24 protein-coding genes are annotated in these 22,647 nt (G+C 69.5%); 15 read left to right on the top strand and 9 right to left on the bottom strand.

The features are described 5' to 3' along the window. Positions 1-17 precede the first annotated feature (17 nt). Both ACFYRH_RS02890 and ACFYRH_RS02885 read left to right on the top strand, forming a co-directional pair. Complete coding sequence (locus tag ACFYRH_RS02890; RefSeq protein ID WP_387767087.1) at positions 18-485, top strand: GatB/YqeY domain-containing protein; 468 nt, start codon at positions 18-20, stop codon at positions 483-485. A 125-nt stretch (positions 486-610) separates the two neighbouring features. Continuing rightward, complete coding sequence (locus ACFYRH_RS02885; protein WP_387767084.1) at positions 611-1,042, top strand: DUF2690 domain-containing protein; 432 nt, start codon at positions 611-613, stop codon at positions 1,040-1,042. Positions 1,043-1,091: 49 nt separating this feature from the next. Here ACFYRH_RS02885 and ACFYRH_RS02880 read toward each other — a convergent pair whose 3' ends face one another. From ACFYRH_RS02880 to ACFYRH_RS02865, 4 genes are all read right to left on the bottom strand, one after another. Continuing rightward, complete coding sequence (locus ACFYRH_RS02880) at positions 1,092-3,434, bottom strand: penicillin-binding protein (protein ID WP_387767081.1); 2,343 nt, start codon at positions 3,432-3,434, stop codon at positions 1,092-1,094. A 193-nt stretch (positions 3,435-3,627) separates the two neighbouring features. Continuing rightward, the gene (gene lon / locus ACFYRH_RS02875) at positions 3,628-5,979 is read right to left on the bottom strand and encodes an endopeptidase La (RefSeq protein ID WP_387767078.1); all 2,352 of its coding nucleotides are present in this window, start codon (positions 5,977-5,979) and stop codon (positions 3,628-3,630) included. Between the two features lie 219 nt (positions 5,980-6,198). Next, on the bottom strand, positions 6,199-7,320 hold the full coding sequence (locus ACFYRH_RS02870) for an ArsA family ATPase (protein WP_387767075.1): 1,122 nt from the start codon (positions 7,318-7,320) through the stop codon (positions 6,199-6,201). A gap of 43 nt (positions 7,321-7,363) precedes the next feature. Further along, positions 7,364-8,314 carry an ArsA-related P-loop ATPase gene (locus tag ACFYRH_RS02865; RefSeq protein WP_387767072.1) on the bottom strand — a complete coding sequence of 317 codons (951 nt, stop codon included), beginning with the start codon at positions 8,312-8,314 and terminating at the stop codon, positions 7,364-7,366. Positions 8,315-8,363: 49 nt separating this feature from the next. Here ACFYRH_RS02865 and ACFYRH_RS02860 point away from each other — a divergent pair, with 49 nt between their 5' ends. The 5 genes from ACFYRH_RS02860 (at position 8,364) to ACFYRH_RS02840 (ending at position 11,878) form a co-directional block, all read left to right on the top strand. Further along, complete coding sequence (locus ACFYRH_RS02860) at positions 8,364-8,525, top strand: DUF4177 domain-containing protein (protein ID WP_130386959.1); 162 nt, start codon at positions 8,364-8,366, stop codon at positions 8,523-8,525. Next, the gene (locus ACFYRH_RS02855; protein WP_387767069.1) at positions 8,522-8,983 is read left to right on the top strand and encodes a RidA family protein; all 462 of its coding nucleotides are present in this window, start codon (positions 8,522-8,524) and stop codon (positions 8,981-8,983) included. The genes ACFYRH_RS02860 and ACFYRH_RS02855 overlap by 4 nt, the downstream gene beginning before the upstream one ends. Before the next feature lie 142 nt (positions 8,984-9,125). Beyond that, complete coding sequence (locus tag ACFYRH_RS02850; protein WP_387767066.1) at positions 9,126-9,965, top strand: NUDIX hydrolase; 840 nt, start codon at positions 9,126-9,128, stop codon at positions 9,963-9,965. Continuing rightward, on the top strand, positions 9,962-10,729 hold the full coding sequence (locus ACFYRH_RS02845) for an MBL fold metallo-hydrolase (protein WP_387767063.1): 768 nt from the start codon (positions 9,962-9,964) through the stop codon (positions 10,727-10,729). The genes ACFYRH_RS02850 and ACFYRH_RS02845 overlap by 4 nt, the downstream gene beginning before the upstream one ends. A gap of 213 nt (positions 10,730-10,942) precedes the next feature. Beyond that, positions 10,943-11,878, top strand: a complete 936-nt coding sequence (locus ACFYRH_RS02840) for a hypothetical protein (RefSeq protein ID WP_387767060.1) — start codon at positions 10,943-10,945, stop codon at positions 11,876-11,878. A 172-nt stretch (positions 11,879-12,050) separates the two neighbouring features. Here the strand turns inward: ACFYRH_RS02840 and ACFYRH_RS02835 are convergent, their stop codons facing one another. Further along, complete coding sequence (locus tag ACFYRH_RS02835) at positions 12,051-12,728, bottom strand: Crp/Fnr family transcriptional regulator (protein WP_184837908.1); 678 nt, start codon at positions 12,726-12,728, stop codon at positions 12,051-12,053. Between the two features lie 134 nt (positions 12,729-12,862). Between ACFYRH_RS02835 and nth the strand changes: the two genes are divergently transcribed. From nth to ACFYRH_RS02805, 6 genes are read left to right on the top strand one after another with little or no spacing between them, the layout of a single operon-like run. Next, positions 12,863-13,627 carry an endonuclease III gene (gene nth, locus ACFYRH_RS02830; protein WP_387767056.1) on the top strand — a complete coding sequence of 255 codons (765 nt, stop codon included), beginning with the start codon at positions 12,863-12,865 and terminating at the stop codon, positions 13,625-13,627. Then, positions 13,624-14,238, top strand: a complete 615-nt coding sequence (locus tag ACFYRH_RS02825) for a TlpA family protein disulfide reductase (protein WP_387767053.1) — start codon at positions 13,624-13,626, stop codon at positions 14,236-14,238. Before nth ends, ACFYRH_RS02825 begins: the two co-directional genes overlap by 4 nt. Next, positions 14,235-15,005, top strand: coding sequence for an NUDIX hydrolase (locus ACFYRH_RS02820; protein WP_387767050.1), 771 nt, complete (start codon positions 14,235-14,237; stop codon positions 15,003-15,005). Before ACFYRH_RS02825 ends, ACFYRH_RS02820 begins: the two co-directional genes overlap by 4 nt. Further along, entirely contained in the window at positions 15,002-16,174 is a 1,173-nt protein-coding gene (locus ACFYRH_RS02815; protein ID WP_387767047.1) for a MarP family serine protease, read from the top strand. The genes ACFYRH_RS02820 and ACFYRH_RS02815 overlap by 4 nt, the downstream gene beginning before the upstream one ends. Before the next feature lie 48 nt (positions 16,175-16,222). Then, positions 16,223-16,726, top strand: coding sequence for a SigE family RNA polymerase sigma factor (locus ACFYRH_RS02810; RefSeq protein WP_387767044.1), 504 nt, complete (start codon positions 16,223-16,225; stop codon positions 16,724-16,726). Between the two features lies 1 nt (position 16,727). Beyond that, positions 16,728-17,381 (top strand): hypothetical protein, encoded by a 654-nt coding sequence (locus ACFYRH_RS02805; protein ID WP_387767041.1) that lies wholly within the window; start codon positions 16,728-16,730, stop codon positions 17,379-17,381. Here ACFYRH_RS02805 and ACFYRH_RS02800 read toward each other — a convergent pair. Genes ACFYRH_RS02800 through nhaA form a run of 3 tightly spaced genes read right to left on the bottom strand, consistent with a single transcriptional unit; the run spans position 17,347 to position 19,979 of the window. Further along, positions 17,347-18,219 (bottom strand): alpha/beta fold hydrolase, encoded by an 873-nt coding sequence (locus tag ACFYRH_RS02800; protein ID WP_387771694.1) that lies wholly within the window; start codon positions 18,217-18,219, stop codon positions 17,347-17,349. The genes ACFYRH_RS02805 and ACFYRH_RS02800 overlap by 35 nt on opposite strands. A gap of 50 nt (positions 18,220-18,269) precedes the next feature. After that, on the bottom strand, positions 18,270-18,713 hold the full coding sequence (locus tag ACFYRH_RS02795) for a phage holin family protein (protein ID WP_387767038.1): 444 nt from the start codon (positions 18,711-18,713) through the stop codon (positions 18,270-18,272). Positions 18,714-18,764: 51 nt separating this feature from the next. Beyond that, complete coding sequence (nhaA, locus tag ACFYRH_RS02790) at positions 18,765-19,979, bottom strand: Na+/H+ antiporter NhaA (RefSeq protein WP_387767035.1); 1,215 nt, start codon at positions 19,977-19,979, stop codon at positions 18,765-18,767. Between the two features lie 261 nt (positions 19,980-20,240). Here nhaA and ACFYRH_RS02785 point away from each other — a divergent pair, with 261 nt between their 5' ends. Together ACFYRH_RS02785 and ACFYRH_RS02780 are read left to right on the top strand one after the other, a co-directional pair. After that, positions 20,241-20,687: a CBS domain-containing protein gene (locus ACFYRH_RS02785; RefSeq protein WP_387767032.1), complete on the top strand. Its 447-nt coding sequence runs from the start codon at positions 20,241-20,243 to the stop codon at positions 20,685-20,687. A gap of 16 nt (positions 20,688-20,703) precedes the next feature. Then, positions 20,704-21,993 (top strand): SLC13 family permease, encoded by a 1,290-nt coding sequence (locus ACFYRH_RS02780; protein ID WP_387767029.1) that lies wholly within the window; start codon positions 20,704-20,706, stop codon positions 21,991-21,993. Here the strand turns inward: ACFYRH_RS02780 and ACFYRH_RS02775 are convergent. Then, positions 21,975-22,646 carry a haloacid dehalogenase type II gene (locus tag ACFYRH_RS02775; RefSeq protein WP_387767026.1) on the bottom strand — a complete coding sequence of 224 codons (672 nt, stop codon included), beginning with the start codon at positions 22,644-22,646 and terminating at the stop codon, positions 21,975-21,977. The genes ACFYRH_RS02780 and ACFYRH_RS02775 overlap by 19 nt on opposite strands. Position 22,647 lies beyond the last annotated feature (1 nt).

Raw genomic sequence — 22,647 nt, 5'->3', positions numbered from 1 at the left:
CTGCCACAATCTGTCGTATGTCCAACTCCGGAATGAAGCAGCGCCTGCACGACGACATGACCGCTGCCCTGAAGGCGCGCGACGAGATCCGCAAGTCGACGCTGCGGATGGCGCTCACCGCGATCACCAAGGCCGAGGTGTCCGGCAAGGAGGCGCGCGAGCTCAGCGACACCGAGATCGTCGATGTGCTCAGCTCCGAGGCGAAGAAGCGCCGCGAGTCGGTCGTCGCCTACCGCGACGCCGGCCGCGCCGAACTCGCCGACAAGGAACAGGCCGAGGCGGACATCCTCGCCGAGTACCTCCCCGAACAACTCACCGAGGACGAGATCAAAGCCCTCGTCACCGAAACCATCGCCGCCACCGGCGCCGCCGAACTCGGCCCCCGCGGCATCGGCAAGGTCATGGGCGCCCTCCAACCCAAGGTCAAGGGCAAGGCCGACGGCGCGGTGGTCTCCGCCGAAGTAAAACGCCAACTCAGCGCCTGACCGCACAAGTCTGCAACTAGCTGCAAAAGCCTTGCCTCGCGCTGCGACGGATTCGTAGGTTTCCTCAGCCGATCGAACGATCAATGAGGAGACTCGTGTCCCGTTTCAGGAAGTCAGTCGCCGGCGTGACCGCGGTTGCAGCCATCGTCGGGTTCTCCGCACTGAACACGGCGCCGGCATCGGCCGCATCGTGTACCTATGCCGCCTGCAACGGCCTGGACCCGCAGACATCGGGGTGCGCGAACGACGCCGTCACCAAGGACGATCTTCTGACCTTGTACCGCGGCTACCTCGCGGAACTTCGCTGGTCGCCGAGTTGTCACGCGTTCTGGACCCGCATCCGTCCGGCCGAAGCCGGTGGCGCGGAGGGCCAGTACGCCTACATCGCGGGCGGTGTGTACGACGCCAACGGCAGCCCGGTCACCAAGATCGTGTACACCTCCAACCCGGATGAGGGCGAGGCCTGGACGAAGATGATCTCCCAGGCCTATCCGTGGGAGCGCTTCTGCGGATTCGGCCCGAGCATCGACAAGGGGTGCAAGATCACGACCCTCTGACGGCCGGACACAGGAAACGGGGGCACCGGACGGTGCCCCCGTGTTTTTGTCAGCCGCCGTGGCCGCGGCCGCCGCAGTTGGGGTACTTGGGGTTCCACGGGGGGCAGTTCGGGTTGATGGTGGTTGTTGGTTTGCCCGGGGGTTTGGTGGTTTGGGTCGGCGGCTTCGGCTGGTTCTTCTGGCTGCCGTTGGAGATGTACAGCGTCACCACCGAGCCGGCGGGTGCGCCGTCGCGTTGCCGCGGGTCGGTGTACGCGACCGTGCCGGCGGTCTCCTCGGAGTTCACCGTGCCGGAGGCGGTCGCGACGTCGAAGCCGGCCTGCTTGAGCTTGTTCGCGGCGTCGGTGGGGTTCATGCCGTTGACGAACGGCAGACTCTTCACATCGCCGCGCTGGGTCTTGTCGGTCGGGGCCACGAAGTGCGTGGTCGGGTAGCCCTGGAGCGCCGCCTTCATCGCGGCCTCCCAGATCGGACCGGCCGTGCCAGAACCGGTCGGGTCGTTGATCGGCTTTCCGTTCAGGGTCTGGCCCTGCAGCCGGCTGTACGGCACCGAGGCGTCGGCCACGGTTGCGGCCGCCGCGAGCCGGGTCGAGTACCCGGCGTACCAGACCGCCTTGGCATCGTTGATCGTTCCGGTCTTGCCGGCCAGGTCGCTCTTGCCGAACTTCAGCTTGCCGCCGGTGCCGTTCGGCTCCATCACCTGGTGCAGGACCGCGTTCACACCGTCCGCGACCTCCTGCGCCAGCGCCTGCTTGCAGTCCGCGCCCGGTGTGCTGACCGTCTTACCGGCAGCGTCCTTGACCGCGGTGACCACCCACGGCTTGCAGTACATGCCGCGGGCCGCGAAGGCGGCGTACGCACCGGCCAACTGCAGCGGCGAGATCAGGTCGACGCCGAGCGTCATCGAGGGCACCTGCTGCAGCGGCTCGAGCGACTGGGCGTTGTACATTCCCAGGGCGCCGGCGATCTTGGCGATCGGGCACAGGCCGGTCCGCTGTGACAACTGCAGGAAGTAGGTGTTGGTCGACTTCTGCGCGGCCTGGATCATTGTCGGGTCGGCGACGTTGTTCGTCGAGTTCTGCGGGTCGTAGCTGCCCTGGATCTTGTACGGGCCGCTGCAGGTGCTGAACGTCTTGCCGCCGAGGTGGATCGGGCTGGGCGAGTTGATCTTGTAGTTCAGTGGGATGCCCTGCTGGATCGCCGCCGCGATCGTGAACGCCTTCATCGTTGAGCCGTTCTGGAACCCGCCGTACCCGCCCGCGTAAGTCTTCGGCGCGTTGAAGTTGTACGCCGTCTGGCCGCGCTTGCTGCCGTACTTGCGGCTCTGCGCCATCGCTTTCACCAGACCCGTCCCGGGCTCGACGATCGTGATCGCGGCGACCGCCTCGTCGGTCGATCGCGAGTGCGTGTCGATCGAGCGCTGGGCGTCTGCCTGGATCTTCGGGTCCAGCGAGGTGCGGATCGTCAGGCCGGCGGTCTTCAGGTAGTTGGCGCGGTCGGTCTTGGTCTTGCCGAAGGCCGGGTTGTTCTCCAGTTCGGAGACGACGTACTCGCAGTAGAACGGGTACGGGCCGTTGCCGCAGCCGAGTTTGTTCGGGCGGACCTTGGCCGGGTCGATGACCGGGGTCTTCAGGGCCGAGTTGGCCTGGGAGACCGAGATGACGTTCAGTTCGAGCATCCGCCGGATCACCACGTCGCGGCGGTCCTTGGCGCGCTTGGCGTTGTTGGTCGGGTCGTAGCCGGTCGGGTTCTTCACCAGGCCGGCCAGCATCGCGGCCTGCGCGAGCGTCAGCTGGGACGCGTTCACCGAGAAGTAGTGCTGCGCGGCGGCCTGGATCCCCCAGGCGCCGTCGCCGAAGTTCGCGAGGTTGAGGTACTTCTCCAGGATCTCGTTCTTCGAGAACTGCTTCTCGACCGCGATCGCGTAGCGCAGCTCGGCGACTTTGCGCTGGTAGGAGTCGGCGGTCGCGGCCGCGACCTCCTCCGGCGTCTTCGCCTTCTCGACCAGGCTGATCTTCACGTACTGCTGGGTGATGCTCGAACCACCCTGCTGCACCGAACCGGCGGACTGGTTCTGCAGCAGCGCGCGGAGCGTGCCCTTCATGTCCAGTGCGCCGTGCTCGTAGAACCGGTCGTCCTCGATCGCGACGATCGCCTTCTGCATGATCGGCGCGACGTCCTTGAGTTTCACCGGCACCCGGTTCTGCTCGGCGAGGGTCGCGATCAGCGTGCCGTCGGCGGCGAAGATCTGGCTCTTCTGCTTGAGCGGGACCTCGTCGAACTGCTGTGGCAGGTCCTGCAACGTGTCGGAGGTTTTCTGGGTGGTGAACCCGGCGAGGCCGGCGAACGGGATGGCGAGACCGGCGGCCAAGGCCCCCGACAACACGCTCACCCCAAGGAACAGAACCACAGATTGGGCGACTCCCCGGTCGCCCTTCTCCCTCGCGCGCATGGTTATAGAGACTACGGGATCGGCTGATTGGGTTACCGCGTGGAATATGAGTTCAGTCACACCCTGTGGACAAAGTTCATCCAAAAGGACGAGGGCCCCGGGCAGTTGCCCGGGGCCCTCCCGCGGTACGACGTCAGGCGGCGTACTGGTGCGCGGCCACCTCGGCCGGCTCCAGGGCCAGCTCCAGCACCTCGCGGACGTCGCTCACCGGGTGCACGGTCAGCTCCGCGAGCACGGACGCGGGGACATCCTCCAGGTCCGGCTCGTTCCGCTTCGGGATCAGGATCGTGGTCAGCCCGGCCCGGTGCGCGGCGAGCAGCTTCTGCTTCACGCCACCGATCGGGAGCACCCGCCCGGTCAGCGACACCTCACCGGTCATCGCGACCTCCGAACGGACGGGCCGTCCGGACAGCAGCGACGCCAGCGCCGTCGTCATCGTCACACCCGCCGACGGTCCGTCCTTCGGGACGGCACCGGCCGGTACGTGGATGTGGGCGTTCCGCTCGGCCAGGTCGCCGACCGGCAGCCCCAGCTCCGCGCCGTGCGAGCGCAGGTACGACAGGGCGATCTGCGCCGACTCCTTCATCACGTCACCGAGCTGTCCGGTCAGCGTGACTCCGGTCGGGCCGGTCTCCTTGTCGGCCAGCGACGCCTCCACGAAGAGGACGTCACCACCCGCGCCGGTGACCGCCAGTCCGGTCGCCACACCCGGAAGCGCCGTACGCTCGGCCGACTCCGGAGTGAACTTCGGCGAACCCAGGTACTCCTTCAGGTCCGTCCCGCCGATCGTCAGATGGCCGAGGTCCTCGCCCAGCGCGAGCTTGGCCGTCACCTTCCGCAGGACGCGGGAGATGGACCGCTCGAGCTGCCGTACGCCGGCCTCCCGGGTGTACTCACCCGCGAGCACCCGCAACGCCGAGTCCTCGATGGCCACCTCGTCCGCCGTCAGGCCCGCCCGCTCCAGCTGACGCGGGAGCAGGTGGTCACGGGCGATCGTGACCTTCTCGTCCTCGGTGTACCCGTCCAGCTGCACCAGTTCCATCCGGTCCAGCAACGGCGCCGGGATGGAGTCCAGCACGTTCGCCGTGGCCAGGAAGACCACGTCGGACAGGTCCAGCTCGACCTCCAGGTAGTGGTCCCGGAAGGTGTGGTTCTGCGCCGGGTCCAGGACCTCCAGCAGGGCCGCGGTCGGGTCACCCCGGTAGTCCGCGCCCACCTTGTCGATCTCGTCCAGCAGTACGACAGGGTTCATCGAACCCGCCTCGGTGATTGCCCGCACGACCCGGCCCGGCAGCGCACCGACGTACGTCCGCCGGTGACCGCGGATCTCGGCCTCGTCCCGCACGCCACCCAGGGCGACCCGGACGAACTTGCGGCCCATCGCCCGCGCCACGGACTCACCCAGCGAGGTCTTACCCACACCAGGCGGCCCGACCAGCGCCAGTACGGCGCCACTGCGGCGACCGCCGACGACGCCGAGACCACGGTCCGCGCGGCGACGCCGTACGGCCAGGTACTCCGTGATGCGCTGCTTCACGTCGTCCAGACCGGCGTGGTCCGCGTCCAGCACGGCCCGCGCCTCGCGGATGTCGTAGCTGTCCTCGGTCCGCTCGTTCCACGGCAGCTCGAGGACGGTGTCCAGCCAGGTACGGATCCAGCCGACCTCGGGGGACTGCTCGCTGGTCCGCTCCAGCTTGTCGACCTCGGCGAGCGCGGCCTTGCGGACGTGCTCCGGCAGGTCGGCCGCCTCGACGCGGGCCCGGTAGTCCTCTTCCTCGGACTCGGCCTTGCCGTCCAGTTCGGCCAGCTCCTTGCGGATCGCGGCCATCTGCTGGCGCAGCAGGAACTCGCGCTGCTGCTTCTCCATGCCCTCCTGGACGTCCTTCTGGATCGTCTCGGAGACCTCGAGCTCGGCGAGGTGGTCCTTCACCCAGCCGATCAGCTTCTCCAGCCGCTCGGAGACGTTGGCGTTCTCCAGCAGCTCGGACTTCTGCTCGTTGCTCAGGTACGACGCGTAACCGGCCAGGTCGGACAGCTCCGCGGGGTCGTTCACCTGCTTCACGGAGTCGATGACCTGCCACGCACCGCGACGCTCGAGCACCGAGGTGGTCAGGGTCTTGTACTCGCGGCCCAGCTCGGCCGACCGCTCGTCGGTGATCTCGTGGAGCACCGTCGCGGTCACCCAGAGTGCGGCGCCCGGACCGGTGGTCCCGGAGCCGATCAGCACCCGCTGGGTACCGCGGATCACGGCCGCCTGGGCACCGCCCGGCAGCCGGCCGATCTGCTCGATCTCACCGAGCGTCCCGGCCTTCGCATATTTCCCGTCCAGCCGCGGTACCAGGAGGACCTTGTCCTCACCGGACGCCTGGGCAGCATCGATCGCCGCCCGGGCCTCGCTGTCGGCGAGCCGGACCGGCACGACCATCCCTGGCAGGACCACCACGTCGTCCAGCGGCAGTACAGGAAGATTCAACGTATCGGTCACGCTGTCACACCCTTTTCAAGATTGAGTCTGACAGGCTCAACCACAGGTGTAAGCAAGTAATTCCCGGCCTTCCGGGCGTTCGCTCAGGGTGAACCGAGTGGGGTGCGGACCTCCACCACTCAGCAACCTGGCGGATTCCGCTCGCCACGCGAAGCTTCACGCTCAGCGCGCGGGCGGTCGCCCCGCATGCGGGCGCTTGGTGAGTGGCGCAGGTCCGCGCTAGGCGGTGAGCAGGTCGCCGATCGTGCGCAGGCCGGCTAGGTCGTGCACGTCGTCAGGTAGTGCCGGGACCTCGACGATGCGGATCGAGCGATGACCGCGGCGGAAGCGGTCGGCGCGCTTGTGGTCGCCTACTACCTGTTGCATCTTGTCCGCGTGCAAGCGCAGTACGGCGGCCGTCAGCGGCGACTTGTCCGCTTCCTCGAGTTTCTCGGCCGCAGCGAGTGACCGCTCCGCCGAGAGCTCCGGGGCCTGCGTGTTCGTCACCCGGTTCAGCACGACGCCGGCCAGCGGCATTCCCTCGGCGCGCAGCCGCTCGGCGAAGTACGACGCCTCGCGTAGTGCGTCGTTCTGCGGCGCGGCCACCACGAGGAACGCGGTGTGCGGCTCCCGCAGCAGCGCCACCGTCTGCTCGGCGCGCTGCCGGAACCCGCCGAACAGCGTGTCGAACGCCGCCACGAACGTCTGTACGTCGGTCAGCACCTGCGCGCCGAGCACCTTGTTCAGTACCGACATCGCCATGTTCACGCCGGCCGACATCAGCTTGAACGGCCCGCGCGCCGGCGCCAGCAGCAACCGGAGGAACCGTCCCTCCAGCAGCGAGGCCAACCGCTCCGGCGCGTCCAGGAAGTCCAGGGCGGAGCGCGACGGCGGGGTGTCGACGATGATCAGGTCCCAGTCGCCGGTCCGCTCGGCCTGGTGGTGCAGCTGGCCGAGCTTCTCCATCGCCATGTACTCTTGCGTCCCCGCGAAAGACGACGACAGCGCTTGGTAGAACGGGTTCGCCAGGATCTGCTCGGCCTTCTCCGGCGTCGCGTGCTGCAGCACGACGTCGTCGAACGTCCGCTTCATGTCCAGCATCATCGCGTCCAGCCGGCCGCCGTTCTTCGGGTTCACGTCGGCGACCGCGCGCGGGGTGTTGTCCAGCTCGGTCAGCCCGAGCGACTGCGCCAGCCGCCGGGCCGGGTCGATCGTGAGTACGACGACCTTCCGGCCCCGCTCCGCCGCGCGCAGACCGAGCGCGGCCGCGGTCGTGGTCTTGCCCACGCCGCCGGACCCGCAGGTGACGACGATCCGTGTCCCGGCATTGTCGATCAACGCGTCCAGATCGAGATCGGTCATCGGCGCGACTCCCGTTGGCGGCTGAGAGCTGGAACTCGTCGGCTCATGCGCGGAACTCCTCGGCCAGGTCGAGCAGGGTGCCTTGGTCGATCCCGTCCGGCTGCAGCGTCAGCTCCGTCACCTGCTTGCCCAGGGCATCGATGCGGTCGCGGTTCTCGCGTTCGAGACCGACGCGGATGGCGTGGTCACGGGCCTCCGTCGCGAGTGTCCGGACCAGGTCGTCGCCGATCGTGATGCCGGCCGCCTTCAGCCCTCTGGTCAGTTCGGCGGCGGGTAGCTTCTCCTTCACCGCGAGGGCGAGCGCGTCGTCGTCGAGCGGGCTGTTGCGGACCATGTTCACCACGATCGACCCGATCCGCAGGTCCAGCTTCTGCAGCTGCTCGACCGCGTCCAGGGTCTCCTGGACCGGCATCTCCTCGAGCAGCGTGACCAGGTGGATCCGGGTGATGTCCGAGCGGAGCATGCCCATGATCGCGTCCGCCTGGTTGCGGATCGGCCCGACCTTGGCGAGCCCGGCGACCTCGGTGTTCACGTTCAGGAACGGTGCGATCCGGCCGGTCGGCGGGGCGTCCAGCACCACGGCGTCGTACGCGAGCTTCCCGTGCACCTTCCGCCGGGTCGCCTCGTAGACCTTGCCGGTGAGCAGTACGTCGCGGAGCCCTGGCGCGATCGTGGTGACGAAGTCGATCGCGCCGACCTTCTCCAGCGCCTTCCCGGCGCGACCGAGGTGGTAGTACATGTCGAGGTACTCGAGCAGCGCGGCCTCGGCGTCGACAGCGAGCGCGAACACCTCGCCACCACCCGGGCCGTGCGCGATCCGGCGCTCGACGTACGGGAGCGGGGGTACGTCGAAAAGCTGCGCGAGACCCTGACGGCCTTCGACCTCGCAGAGCAGCACCCGCTTCCCCTCGGTCGCCAGCGCGAGAGCCATGGCGGCCGCAACGGTTGTCTTCCCGGTGCCCCCCTTACCGGTGACCACGTGCAGTCGCGCCATAGGTCCCAGGGTAGGACGTGCCCCAGGACACACCGTTAGAGTCCCCTTCATGAAGAAGTTCGAGTACTTCACCGCGCCGTTACTGGTCCACTCGACCAAGGAGATCCTGGACAACTTCGGCCAGGACGGCTGGGAGCTGGTCCAGGTCGTCCCGGGGATGAACCCGGAGAACCTGGTCGCGTACTTCAAGCGGGAGATCGAGGACAAATGAGCCACCCCGAGGAGAAGCTGGCCGAGCTCGGCCTGAAGCTGCCCGAGGTGGCCAAGCCGGTCGCCGCCTACGTCCCGGCGGTCCGGACCGGTGATCTGGTCTATACCTCCGGTCAGCTGCCGCTCCGCCAGGGCACGCTGATCGCCACCGGCAAGGTCGGCGACGCCGTCACGCCGGAGGTCGCCAGCGAGTGCGCCCAGCAGTGCGCGCTGAACGCGCTGGCCGCGGTCAAGGCCGAGATCGGCGACCTGGCGAACGTGAAGCGGATCGTGAAGGCGGTCGCGTTCATCGCGTCCACGCCGGACTTCACCGGTCAGCCGCAGGTGGCGAACGGTGCGTCCGAGCTGTTCGGCCAGGTCTTCGGCGACGCCGGCCAACACGCCCGCAGCGCCGTCGGAGTCCCCGTTCTCCCCCTGGACGCCCCGGTCGAGGTCGAACTGATCGTCGAGGTCGGCTGATCCTCCCCACACACCACCCACGGGCCCCCCGGCCCCGCCGGCTCGCCCTCGGGTGCCGGCCTCTCGGCAGCCAGCCCGGCCTCGGGCGCCGGCCGCCCGGCCTGCAGGGTCGGCCTTGCGCGGGCTGGAGGTCGGGTCGGTGATGCGCGACCTCCGGTCCGAGCTGATGACCGGCCGGATGGCCGAGGTCGCCCTCGAATACACCCGAGGCACCCGCACCCCCGCCGCCCCCCGCCCCGCCTCCACCGTCATCCTCCTCCGTGACACCCCAGCGGGGGTTGGAGACGGGCCGGAGGTCTACTTGTTGCGGCGGCAGCGGACGATGGCGTTTGCGGCGGGTATGACGGTGTTTCCGGGTGGGCGCGTCGACGCGACGGACTCCACGGTTGCCGACTCCTGGTCCGGGCCGGCGCCCGCCTGGTTCGCCGAGCGGCTCGGATGCTCGCCCGAGACCGCGGCCGCGTACGTCGCAGCCGCCGTACGGGAGACGTTCGAGGAGTCCGGCGTCCTGCTCGCGGGGCCGTCCGCGGACTCGGTCGTCGGTGACACCACGGGTGCCGGGTGGGAGACCGATCGGGTCGCGTTGGAGAGCCGCGAACTGGGGTTCTCCGAGTTCCTGCACCGGCGCGGGCTCGTGCTGCGCGCCGACCTGCTCGGGCCGTGGGCGCACTGGATCACCCCGGAGTTCGAGCCCAAGCGGTACGACACCGCGTTCTTCGTCGCCGCCCTACCCGCCGGCCAGGTGACCAGGGACGTGACGAGCGAGTCCGACCAGGTCACCTGGATCCGCCCGGCGGACGCGGTCGCGGCGGTGGACGCGGGTGAGGTGCTGATGCTGCCCCCGACGTACGTGTGCTGTCGCGAACTCTCGCAGTACGGCGAGGTGGCGGCGATCCTGGACGCGGCCGGCGCGCGGGAGATCCGGGCGATCATGCCCACCGTCCGCGTCGACGGCGACCGGGCCTATCTGGAGACCACATGAGAGTCACGGAGTACGCAACCCTCGTACGGGCGGCCAACCCCGGCCCGATGACGCTGGAGGGGACCAACACCTGGATCCTCCGGGCGCCGGACGCCGAGCACTCGGTGGTCGTCGACCCCGGCCCGATGCTGGAGGACCACTTGCGCGCGGTCCTCGAGGAAGCCCGCCAGGTCGCGGTGGTCCTGCTGACCCACAAGCACCCCGACCATTCGGAGGGCGCAGCCTGGTTCGCGAATCAGGCGGGCTGCGGTGTCCGCGCGGTGGATCCGGCGTTCCGCATCCCCACCGACCATGCGCACGGCCTGTCCGAAGGCGACGTGATCACCGCCGACGGCCTCCGGATCGAGGTCCTGCCGACCCCCGGCCACACCCTCGACTCGGTCTGCTTCTGGGTACCCCAGGACGGCTCCCTCCTCACCGGCGACACGGTCCTCGGCCGCGGCACGTCGGTGGTCGCGCACCCGGACGGCGCCCTCGGCCCGTACCTCAACTCCCTGGACAACCTGCGAGCGTTCGCCAACTCCCCGGCCGGCGTCGCCCGCCTGCTCCCCGGCCACGGCCCCGTCATCGACGACCCCGCCGGCGTCCTCACGTACTACATCAAGCACCGCCAGGACCGCCTCGACCAGGTCCGAACCGCCCTGGCCGAGGGCCACACGACCCCGGAATCCATCGTCGAACACGTCTACGCCGACGTGGACCCCACCCTCTGGCCCGCCGCCGAACGCTCGGTCCGCGCCCAACTCGACTACCTGAACGACTAGCAAGCACCCTCGAACTCGCAGGGCTCCCCCCGAACTGCTGGTGCGCCAACCCTCCAACCGACGAGGCGCCTCCGGAGCTGGAGGGTTGCCCCCTGGGAATCTGAGGGTGCAACCCTCCAACTGACAGGGCGCCCCATGAGCCGTGGTTTCGGTTGTCCACAGGTGGCATGAAGCCGGCAGCGCGGGATCGGGCGTTCAGTTGATGCTTGACGGGTGAACCCGAAATTGAAACTGCTCGCCGGTCGGCAAGGCGGGGTGTACACCAGGCGCCAAGCCGCGGAGTGCGGCTACACGCTGGGCCAGATCCGCGAGCGAATCCGGGACGGTCGCTGGGAGCGGATCCGTTACGGGCAGTACGCCGAGGCAGTGGACCTCGAGCATCTCGCGCCGTGGGACCGGCAGATCGTCGTACATCGGCGGCTCGTCCACGCGGTGCTGAACTCGCTACGTCCCGGCGACGTTGCCGTGAGCCACCAGTCGGCCCTCGTCCTGCACGGCGTACCGGTGTGGGGAGCCGATCTCAAGGAGGTCCAGGTCAGCCGCCTGGACCGGGATCGCGGCGGCCGCGTCGCTGGTGTGCGTCACCATCGTGGCCGACTGACGGATGCCGACCTGACCTCTGTCGGTGGCCTGCCGGTGACGACGGTGCCACGCGCGTTGTTCGAGATGGCCTGTACGTCGTCGTTCGCAGCGGCAGTGGTCGCCGCGGACGCCGTACTGCGTGATCGTCCGCCCACCGAGGCTGATGCACGACGGTTGCTCGCTGCGACCGAGTTCTGGCCGGGCAGCGCGACGGCGCGGGCGGCGCTCACCTTCGCCGATCCGCTGTCGGAGTCCGTCGGCGAGTCGCGGCTGCGGGTCCTGATGCACAACCACGGGCTGCCGGAACCGGTACTCCAGGCAACGTTCACCGACGCCGACGGTTTCATCGCCCGGGTCGATTTCTTCTTCCCGGCGGAACGGACCGTGGTCGAGTTCGACGGACTGCTGAAGTACGCCGACGGGGACGGGACAGTACTCGTCCGGGAGAAACGACGGGAGGACCGGCTCCGCGCGCTCGGTCTCGAGGTGGTCCGCGTGACCTGGGCGGACTTCGCCCGCGAGCGGCGCATCATCGCCGACATCCGCGCCGCCTTCGCCCGCGCCTAACCGCCGACGTGCCTGGTGGTTGCCCGTCGAGTGGGAGGGTTGCCCCCTCGGATTCTCGGGGGGCAACCCTCCTACTCAAGGGATGCCCCCTCAGCTGCAGGGTTCGCCGGGCCTGCGCCAGGCGCTGTGGCGCGCCGCCCTGCGCGGAGCGGGCGGCGGGGTGGTGGGTCGGTTAGCGGGCGCGGCGCTGGAGGCGGTCTACGTCGAGGAGTACGACGGAGCGGGGTTCGAGGCGGACCCAGCCTCGGGACGCGAAGTCGGCGAGGGCCTTGTTGACGGTTTCGCGGGAGGCGCCGACCAGCTGGGCGAGCTCCTCCTGGGTGAGGTCGTGGTGGACGTGGACGCCGTCGTCGGCGGTGCGGCCGAAGCGGCTCGCGAGGTCCAGCAGGGCCTTGGCGACGCGGCCGGGTACGTCGGAGAACACCAGGTCGGCGACCACGTCGGAGACCTTGCGCAGGCGGGACGCCAGCTGCAGGAGCAGGCCGCGGGCGACGGCCGGGCGGCCCTCGAGCCAGCGGAGCAGCTCGTCGTGGGTCAGCGACATCATCGACGCGTCGGTGACGGCGGTCACGGTCGCGGAGCGCGGTCCGGGGTCGAACAGCGACAGCTCGCCGAACATCTGGCCGGGGCCGAGGACCGCGATCAGGTTCTCGCGGCCGTCCGCGGAGGTGCGGCCGAGTTTGACCTTGCCCTCGGTGACGATGAACAGCCGGTCGCCCGAGTCGCCCTCGTGGAACAGCACCTGGCCGCGGCGCAGCCGGCTCTCGGTCATCGACGCGGCCAGCGCGTCGGCCGCCTCGTCGTCGAGCTGACTGAACAGCGGTGCCTGTCGGAGCACTGCGGCATCCACTTTGGGCCTCCTAGGACCTTTGACCACGACTCCGGACGTGGGATCCGCCACGTCCGTCGACCGATATGTGTACACCCGGTCGCCACAAAACCGTAGCCCCTCCGGTGTCGGGACCGCCACGTAGGCTGGCCTGCATGCCATCCCCGCGTGTCGCGGAACCGCTCTCACAGGTCCCGCTGAAGCTTCCCCGCAAGGCCCCGGTCTTCGTTGACGAGACCCACACCCAGCTGGTCCGCCGGGCCCGCAAGATGCACAAGGTGCTGACCGAGACCTACCCGGACGCGCACTGCGAGCTGGATTTCACGACCCCGCTCGAGTTGCTGGTGGCCACCATCCTGTCGGCCCAGACCACTGACGTCACGGTCAACAAGGTGACCCCCACCCTGTTCGCGAAGTACCCGACGGCCCAGGCGTACGCCGAGGCCGACCGCGACGAGCTGGAGGCGATCCTCAAGCCGACCGGTTTCTTCCGCGCGAAGACGAACAGCGTGATGAAGCTCGGTCAGGCCCTCGTCGACGACTACGACGGCGTCGTGCCGAACACGCTCGAGGAACTGGTGAAGCTCCCGGGCACCGGCCGGAAGACCGCGAACGTGGTGCTCGGCAACGCGTTCGGCGTCCCGGGGATCACCGTCGACACCCACTTCGGCCGCCTGGTCCGGCGCTTCGGCTGGACCGCCGAGGAGGACCCGGTCAAGGTCGAGCACATCATCGGCGACCTGTTCCCGAAGAAGGACTGGACGATGCTGTCGCACCGGCTGATCTTCCACGGCCGCCGCCGCTGCCACGCCAAGAAGCCCGCCTGCGGTGCCTGCCCGATCGCCCAGTGGTGCCCGTCCTACGGGACCGGCCCGACCGATCCCGAGGTGGCCGCGAAGCTGGTGAAGGTCCCCGCGTGAACCTCCCAGGATCGCGTACGTCGTCCCGCCGCGCCCGCTCGCTCCTCGGGGCGACGGCCGGCGCGGCGCTCGCGATCCTGCTGGCTGCCTGCGGCACCGACTCGCCGGCGGCCGCGCCGTCGGCGAGCCAGGCTCCGGTCGCCGGCGCGGACCGGTTGACGGCGTGCCCGGCGACCCCGTCGAAGCCGCCGACCACGAACAGCCTGCCGGACGTCAGCCTGCCGTGTCTGGGGGACGGTCCGGACGTCCGGCTCGCCGACCTTCGCGGGCCGCTGGTGGTCAACGTGTGGGCCCAGTGGTGCGGCCCGTGCCGCGAGGAAGCGCCGTACCTCGCGAAGCTGGCGAAGTCGGGGAAGGTGAAGATGCTGGGGATCGATTACGACGACCCGCGGCCGGAGCTCGCGGTGAAGTTCGCGACCGACGAGGGCCTGGTGTACCCGCATCTCGTCGACACCGACAAGGCGATCAAGCAGGCGCTGCGGGTCGGCGGCCCGCCGTTGACCGCCTTCGTCGACGCGGACGGCACGGTTGCCTACGTGCACCGCGGGGTACTCACCTCGCAACAACAGCTGGACCAGCTGGTGAAGGACAAGCTCGGAGTGACCCCATGAGGTTCGAAGGCGTGGAGATCCCCGAGTGGCTGCAGCCGTTGGCGAAGGCGTCGGACGACGTCGATCCGAGCCGGCTGTCCCGCTTCCTGCCGCCGGACGATCCGGCGGTGCGGAAGTCCGCGGTCCTGATCTTGCTTGCCGACGGCAACGACGGGCCCGAGGTGCTGCTCACCGAGCGGTCCTGGACGCTGCGCACGCATGCCGGGCAGATGGCGTTCCCGGGTGGTGGCGCGGATCCCGAGGACGGCACCGGCGAGACCGGTCTGGTCCGGACTGCGTTGCGCGAGGCCGAGGAGGAGACCGGGCTGGACCCGACCGGCGTCGTACCGTTCGCGGTCTGGCCGGCGCTCTGGGTCCCGGTCAGCAACTTCGGCGTGTCGCCGGTGTTGGCCTGGTGGCGGGAACCGTCGCCGGTCGCGGTGATCGATCCGGCCGAGGTCGCGTCGGTGCACCGGGTGCCGCTCGACGCGCTCGCCGACCCGGCGAACCGGATCAGCTGCCTGCACCCGAGCGGCTTCACCGGTCCGGCGTTCACCATCGGTAATCTCTATATCTGGGGCTTCACGGCCGGCTTGCTGGACAAATTGCTGCTGCTCGGTGGTTGGTACCGCGACTGGGACCCCTCGAACGTCGTACCGTTGCCCGACCGACTGGTCGAGGCGGCCTGGCGGAGCGACGGGCGACGGCCGGAGGACGTGCGGCGGATGACCGCCATCGAGCATGATCTCGGTCAGGCGCGCGGTGACAAGCCGGAAGGCGTGGAATGAGCTGGCTCGACTGGGCGGTGCTGGGTACGGCGGCACTCGTGGCGATCTCGGGGTACGTCGAGGGGTTCGTGCTCGGCGCGTGCGCCACGCTCGGCCTGCTCGGCGGTGCGGCCGTCGGCGTCTGGGGCGTCCCGCGGATCCTGGATCATTTCTCACCGAGCGTGACGGTGTCGTTCGCCGCGCTGGTGCTGGTGGTCGGTCTCGCCGCGCTCGGCCGAATGCTCGGGGCGCTGATCGGCACCCGAGTGCGCAACAGGTTGTCCTGGAAGCCGATCCGGTTCCTCGACGCGCTCGGCGGCGCCGCGCTGGCGGCCGCGTCGGTGCTGATCGTCGCGTGGGTGCTCGGTGTCGCGGTGAGCGGGGCGCGGATCCCGAGCGTGACGTCCGCGGTGCGCGGTTCGCAGGTGCTGGCGAAGGTCGACGAGGTGCTGCCGAGCAGCGCCGACCGGGCGCTGCAGTCGTTCAACGACGTCGTGAACACGGACCTGTTCCCACGGTTCCTGGACCCGTTCGTCCCGGAGCGGATCCGCGAGACGCAGCCGCCGGACAGCGCGATCGCGCGGCAGCCGAACGTGCGCTCGGCGTACACCCGGATCGCGAAGGTCACCGGGGTCGCGAGCTGCTCGCGCGGTCTCGAGGGCAGCGGGTTCGTGTACGCGCCGCAGCGCGTGATGACGAACGCGCACGTCGTCGCCGGGGTCAGCGAACCGAAGGTCGAGGTGAACGGGAAGAAGTACGACGCGCGGGTCGTGGTGTTCGACCCGGAGACCGATATCGCCGTGCTGTACGTGCCGAAGCTGACCGAGCAGCCACTGTCCTTCGACTTCACCGGTAAGGCCGACGACCCGTCGGTCGTGCTCGGCTACCCGGAGAACGGCCCGTTCGACTCCGAGCCGGCCCGGATCCGGTCCGAAGAGCGGCTGCGCGGCCCGGACATCTACGGCGACAAGACGGTCACCCGCGAGGCGTTCTCGATCTGGGCGTCGGTCCGTCCCGGCAACTCCGGCGGCCCGCTGCTGTCGTCCAGAGGCACGGTGTACGGCGTGGTCTTCGCGGCCTCCGTCGAGGACAACCGCACCGGTTACGTCCTGACCGCCCAGCAGGTCTCCGACGACGCCCGTGACGGCACCACGGCGACCCAAGAGGTTTCCACCCAGTCCTGCACCTGATGCAGCAGCCTCGCAGTGTCGTCGCGTTGAAGGGGCATGACGGTGACGATGAGCGAGGTGAGACCGGCGCTCCTGTACGACGACATGGTGCGGGCGAACGAGCCACGGCTGCTGCGGCTCGGGCTGATGCTGACCGGGAACGTGCACACCGCCGAGGACCTGGTCCAGACGGTGCTGGCGCGGGCGCATCGCAAGTGGGCACGGATCTGCGAACTGGAGCGTCCTGAGGCGTACCTGCGGACCATGGTGCTCAACGAGTTCCTCAGCTGGCGACGCCTGCTGAAGAACCGCGAAGTACCGCTCGCCGAGCCGATCGACCAGCCTGCTGACGACGACGTCAGCACCCGCCACGCGCAGCGCGACGCCGCCTGGCGGCTGCTCGCCCGGCTGCCCCGCAAGCAACGGGCGGTCCTGGTCCTGAGGTACTACGAGGATCTCGCGGACGCCGAGATCGCCGAGCTGCTCGGCGTCGCGCCCGGCACCGTCCGCTCGAACGCTACCCGCGCGCTGGCGACCCTGCGCGACTGCCTGTCCGCCGAGGAGGCGATCTGACATGCCCAAGCTGACCGACGACGAGCTCGGCACGCTGCTCCGCGAGACGTTCTCCGCCCGCGAGCAGTTGACCGACCAGTTGCCCGAGACAACCGAACCGTCAAGGCGCCGTAGCGCGGTGCCGATCCTGCTCGCGGCCGCCGCCGTCCTCGCGGTCCTCGCCGGCGTCCTGTACGGCGTCAGCCGGGTGGGAGCCGGACCTACTCAGCCGGCGGCGACCCCCACCGCGCTCGCCCGAACTGCCACCGATGACGCCCGGATCTGGGCCGTCGGCCTCGACTCGCTGCTGCAGAGCGTGAAGCCGGACGGCGGCTGGCGATCGGTGATCGTCATGGACCTGTCCGATGTCGGGAAGGATCACCTCCGCAAGGGCCCGCCGATCGCTCCGGAACAGCGGACGCTGATCAGCGAACTCGTCAGCAGGACCGCGCCGATCACGTATCACGGAGAGATGTCGCCCGCTCCGGCGACCTGCGACAACAGCGGCGTCGGCGTGGCTCAGCTCAGAGATGTGATCGACAAGGGCGACCATGCCGAGGTCGAGGTGAACCTCTACCACGACTGCACGCACTGGACGACGGCGAAGTACCGCGTCGAGCGGCAGGGCGTCGACTGGGTGATCACTCAGACGTTCTGGAAGCGAACCGTGCGCTAGCCAGCCACTCGAGCAGCAGCCCGTTGAAAAGGTCCGGTGCCTCCTCGTGCGGGAAATGGCCGGCGCCGGTGATGAGTTCGTGCTGGAGCGGCGCCGCGACCAGATCCGGGGGAGTGGTCGCGGTGGGGCTCACCGCCGAGTCCTGAGCGCCCTGCAGTTGCAGGACGGGTACGGCGACCGGCGTGCGCATCGTCGCGGAGTACTTCCGGCCGTCCGGACGGAAACGGGACCGGGCGAACCACCGGTGGTACTCGAGCGCGCAGTGCGGCGCCGGCCAGACCTGTAGCGCGGCGCGATACCGGCGTGACGCCTCCGCGTCCGGGAACGTTCCTCCTGGCGCGGCGAACGCGCGCAGCAAACGCTCGATGTGGATCCCGTCCTGCGCCAGCAGGCGCCGCTCGGGCAGGATCGGAAGCTGGAACCACGCGGTCCGTGTCACCGCCTTCGTCTGCCCTGACCGCGTCAGCAGCAGCGGGTGCGGCGCCGACACCGCTGCCAATCCACGGACCTGGCGCGGTGTCAGTACGGCGGCCGACCACCCGATGAACCCGCCCCACCCGTGGCCGACCACCACTGCGTCGGTCGCGCCGAGCGAACGGATCACGCCGGAGACGTCGGCGGCCGCGGTGTACGGGTCATAACCACGCGGGGTCTTGTCGCTGGCGCCGTACCCGCGGAGGTCCATCGCGACGGCGCGGTACCCGGCGGCCGCGACCACCGGCAACTGGTGGCGCCAGGCCCACCAGAACTCCGGGAAACCGTGCAGGAACAGGACGAGTGGATCGTCCGCCGCACCGCATTCGGCGACGTGGAACCGGGCCCCGTTGGCCGCGACCAGTGAGTGCGACCAGGGGCCGTCGACCAGCAGGTCGACGACTCCTGCCGGGCTCAGCGCCGTACGCCCGGCTCGGGCAGGGCTACGTGGTCGTCGCTGCCCTTGCCGATCGCCTTCAGCACCTCGACCGACTCCTTCGAGGTCTCGATGGTCCGCTGCGGACCCTTGGCGCTCTTCAGCGCCCGCATCCCGATGAAGACCAGGATCGCGCCGACCACCAGGTACACGCCCGCGACGATCAGGAACGCGATCGCCGGGTGCAGGCCGGCCGCGACCAGTCCGTACGCCGCGGCGATCGACAGCAGGATGATCGCGAGCAACGCCAGGAACGCGGCGCCGGCGAACATGCCCGCTCCGGTACCGGCCGCGACCGCGGTCTTCTTCAGCTCGGTCTTCGCGAGTTCGACCTCGCCGCGGACCAGGCTGGACAGGTCCTTGCTGACGTTCGCGACCAACTGGCCGACGGTGGGCTCGTCCCCGTTCTGCCCCATCGACATCGCAACTCCTTCCGACAGGTCCGTGCCCCGACACTACCGTCCGCAGCCGTGTCAATCGGCGTACGCGCGGTTTCGGCGAGCCAGGAGTACGGAGGCGATCAGTGCGGCCAGCACCGAGGCGATCAGGACGGCGGCCTTGGCGCGCTCGACCTGGGCCTCGTCGGAGCCGAACGCGAGCTGGGCGATCAGCAGGGCGACGGTGAATCCGATACCGGCGAGGACCGACACCGCGCCGACGTCCCGCCAGGCCAGGTCGGAGTTCAACTCGGCCCGCGTGAACCGCGCGGTCAGCCACGATCCGCCGAACACCCCGATGGCCTTCCCGAACAGCAGCCCGGCCACCACCCCGATCGCGACCGGGTCGGTCAGCATCTGCCGTACGGCGCTCCCGCTCAGCGTGACTCCGGCGGCGAACAACGCGAAGAACGGTACGGCGACTCCCGCGGACCACGGCCGCAGCCGGTGCTCGATCCGCTCGGCCGGCGCATGCTCCTCGCCGGGATCCGCGACCACCCGGGTGACGAGGCCGAGCGCGACGCCGGCGATCGTCGCGTGGATGCCGGACTCGTGCATGAACCACCAGGCCCCGACGGCGATCGGTACGTAGAGGAACGGCGTCCGGACACGGCGGCGCTGCAGGACGTACCAGAGCGCGATCAGGGCGAGCGCGGCGAGCAGCGAGAGCAGGTGGAAACCGTGCGAGAAGAAGACCGCGATCACCAGGATGGCACCGAAGTCGTCGACGACCGCGAGCGTGAGCAGGAACGCCCGCAGCGCGCTCGGCAGCGAGGACCCGACGATCGCCAGCACCGCCAGCGCGAACGCGATGTCGGTCGCGGTCGGCACCGCCCAGCCGTGCGGATTGCCGTGCCGGGCCGTCAGGTTGACGACCAGGTAGATGATTGCCGGAAGCACCATTCCGGAGATCGCCGCGACCACCGGGACGACCGCTTCGCTGAGCTTCGACAGCGTGCCGACCACCAGTTCACGCTTCAGCTCGACACCGGCCAGGTAGAAGAACAGCGTCAGCGCGCCGTCGGACGCCCAGCCCTCGACGGTCAGCGGCCCGACCTGGGTGTCACTCAGGTGGTGGTACGCGTCCTGCCACGGCGAGTTCGCCCAGACGATCGCGATCGCGGCCGCCAGCAACAGGAGCAGTCCACCGGTGGTCTCGGCGCGCAACGTGTCGGCCAGAAAGGCTCGCTCGCGGCCGAGGACGCGGGGAAACGCACGCCTCCGCGGCCGCATTCTCGGGTGCTGGCTCATGCACGGCCCTTCATTTCGGGGTCGGTCGGACGGAGCCGACCAGACTTCCCGGCGCACCACGACCATTCTAACGGCTCGTGTTTGCCCCGGGCAGCTTGTTGCGGCAGGGTGGGGCCCGGTGCGCCGGGAAGTCTGGTCGGCAACACTCGTGCCCGCACAGGGGCGCGAGTGGTCTGTTGCTGCCCCCGGGAGGTGCCGTGCTCCGTCAGAGCCCTGTGAGAGTCATCACTGGACGCCACCGATCCGGCGTACGCTCGCTGCGTGCACGGAGAGCAGATGGCCGAGGAGTTCCCGGTGGTCGGCCTGGACGACGACGCTCGGCAGGCTGTCGAGTTGCTCGCGTCGCGCCGGCTGCCCGGCCTGATCGTTGCGCAGGCCGACGGGAGCCCGTGCTGCGTACTCCCGGCTTCGCAGGTCGTCCGGTTCCTGGTGCCGAGCTACGTCCAGGACGACCCGTCGCTGGCCCGCGTGATCGACGAGTCGCTGGCCGACCGGGTCGCCGACAAGCTGGCCGGGGTCACCGTCCGTACTCTGCTGCCCGACGATCCGCGGGAGATCCCGGTGGTCAACCACGACGACACGATCCTCGAGATCGCGGCCGTCATGGCCCGGTTGCGCAGCCCGCTGGTGGTCGTGGTTCGCGACCGGCGGATCCTTGGGGCGGTCACCGCGTCCCGGCTGCTGGAACTCGCGGTCGGCCCGAACTGACCCTGGGGACGGCCGCATGACGGTCGTCGCGGTGGCGGTGTTCGCGGTCGCCTACGTGCTGATAGCGACCGAGTGGACCCACAAACTGCTCGCCGCGCTCGGTGGCGCCGGCATTCTGCTCGCGCTCGGCGTGACGGATTCCGACCACGTCTTCTACTCACCCGACACCGGGATCGACTGGGACGTCGTGTTCCTGCTGTTCGGCATGATGGTGATCGTCGGCGTCCTGCGGCGTACCGGGGTCTTCGAGTACGTCGCGATCTGGGCTGCCAAGCGGGCCAAGGGATCGGCGCTGCGGGTGATGATCCTGCTGACGCTGATCACCGCGGGCGCCTCGGCCTTCCTCGACAACGTGACCACCGTGCTGCTGATCGCGCCGGTCACCCTGCTGGTCTGCGACCGCCTCGGCATCGACCCGGTCCCGTTCCTGATCGCCGAGGTGATGGCCTCGAACATCGGTGGTGCGGCGACCCTGATCGGCGACCCGCCGAACATCATCATCGCCAGCCGCTCCGGTCTGACCTTCAACGACTTCCTGGTGCATCTGACGCCGCTGGTGGCGATCGTGCTGGTGGTGTTCACGCTGGTCCTGCCGCGGTTGTTCAAGGGTTCGTTCACGGTCGATCCGGACCGCGTCGCCGACGTACTCCGGCTGAACGAGCGGGAGGCGATCGAGGACCGGGCACTGCTGCTGAAGTGTGGTGTCGTCCTGCTGCTCGTGTTCACCGGCTTCGTCGGTCACTCGGTCTTCCAGATCGAGCCGTCGGTGGTCGCGCTGCTCGGGGCCGGCGTCCTGGTGGTGATCTCGAAGGTCCCGACCCGGGACTACATGGCGAGCGTGGAGTGGCAGACCCTGCTGTTCTTCGCCGGGTTGTTCGTGATGGTCGGTGCCCTGGTCAAGACCGGCGTGATCGCGGACCTGGCCGACCAGGTCGGCCGGCTCACCGGTGGGCACACCTTGCTCGCCGCGATGCTGGTCCTGGTGGTCTCCGCAGTGTTGTCCGGCGTCATCGACAACATTCCGTACGTCGCCACGATGAGTCCCGTCGTTGCCGACCTGACCAGCGGGATCGCCGACCCGGGCCAGGCCCATGCGCTGTGGTGGGCGCTCGCGATCGGCGCCGACTTCGGCGGCAACGCCACCGCCATCGGCGCCAGCGCCAACGTGGTGGTGATCGGTCTCGCGCTCCGGGCCGGGCACCCGATCAGCTTCTGGACGTTCACCCGCAAGGGCGTCGTGATGACCGCGATCACGATCCTGGTGGCGGCGCCGTACCTGTGGTTGCGCTATTTCGCCTTCTCCTGAAGGGATTCCGCGAGCTCTTCGAAGTCGCGGACCGTGCGGTCCGGGGCGCGGAACGCGCGCGGGTACGGCGTATTCCGGCGGTCGATGTAGAAGCCCTGGAGTCCCGCGCGGCGGGCGCCGTCGATGTCCCAGGGGTGGACCGCGGCGAGGCCCATCCGCTCGACCGCGACGCCGCAGACCTCGGCGGCGTACCGGTAGGCGTCCGGATGCGGTTTCCAGCGTCCCGGCACCGAGACGTCGAGCCGGTGCTCGAGCAGCGGCATGATCCCGCCATCGGTGAACACGCCCGTCGACATCGCTGCCGATCCATTGGTCAGGGTGACGATCCGCACACCGGCCTCGTGGATCTTCTGCAGGCCCGGAGCGACATCGGGGTGCAGCGGCAGGCGGGTGAACCCGGACAACACGCCGTCGACCCGCTCGGTGGTCGGCTCGATCCCAGCCGCGACGAGCTGTGCCTCCAGGAGTTCGGCGGCGAGTTCGCGGAAGTTCGCGGACGCGCCGGCCGCGGTCAGTGCGAGGCCGTCGCGCAGCGTCGCCGCGAACCAGGCGTCGAGGCCGTGCCGCGGCAGCCCGGCCGCCTCGAACCCGTCGCGCAGCGGCTCCATATCGGTCAGTGTCTCGTTGACGTCCAGCACCAGTACGTCGATCATC

It is taken from the genome of Kribbella sp. NPDC004875 (assembly GCF_042873375.1).
Classification (GTDB): Bacteria; Actinomycetota; Actinomycetes; order Propionibacteriales; family Kribbellaceae; genus Kribbella.
The sequence above is the reverse complement of the archived record's forward strand: the minus strand, read 5'-3'. Positions and strand labels throughout refer to the sequence as shown.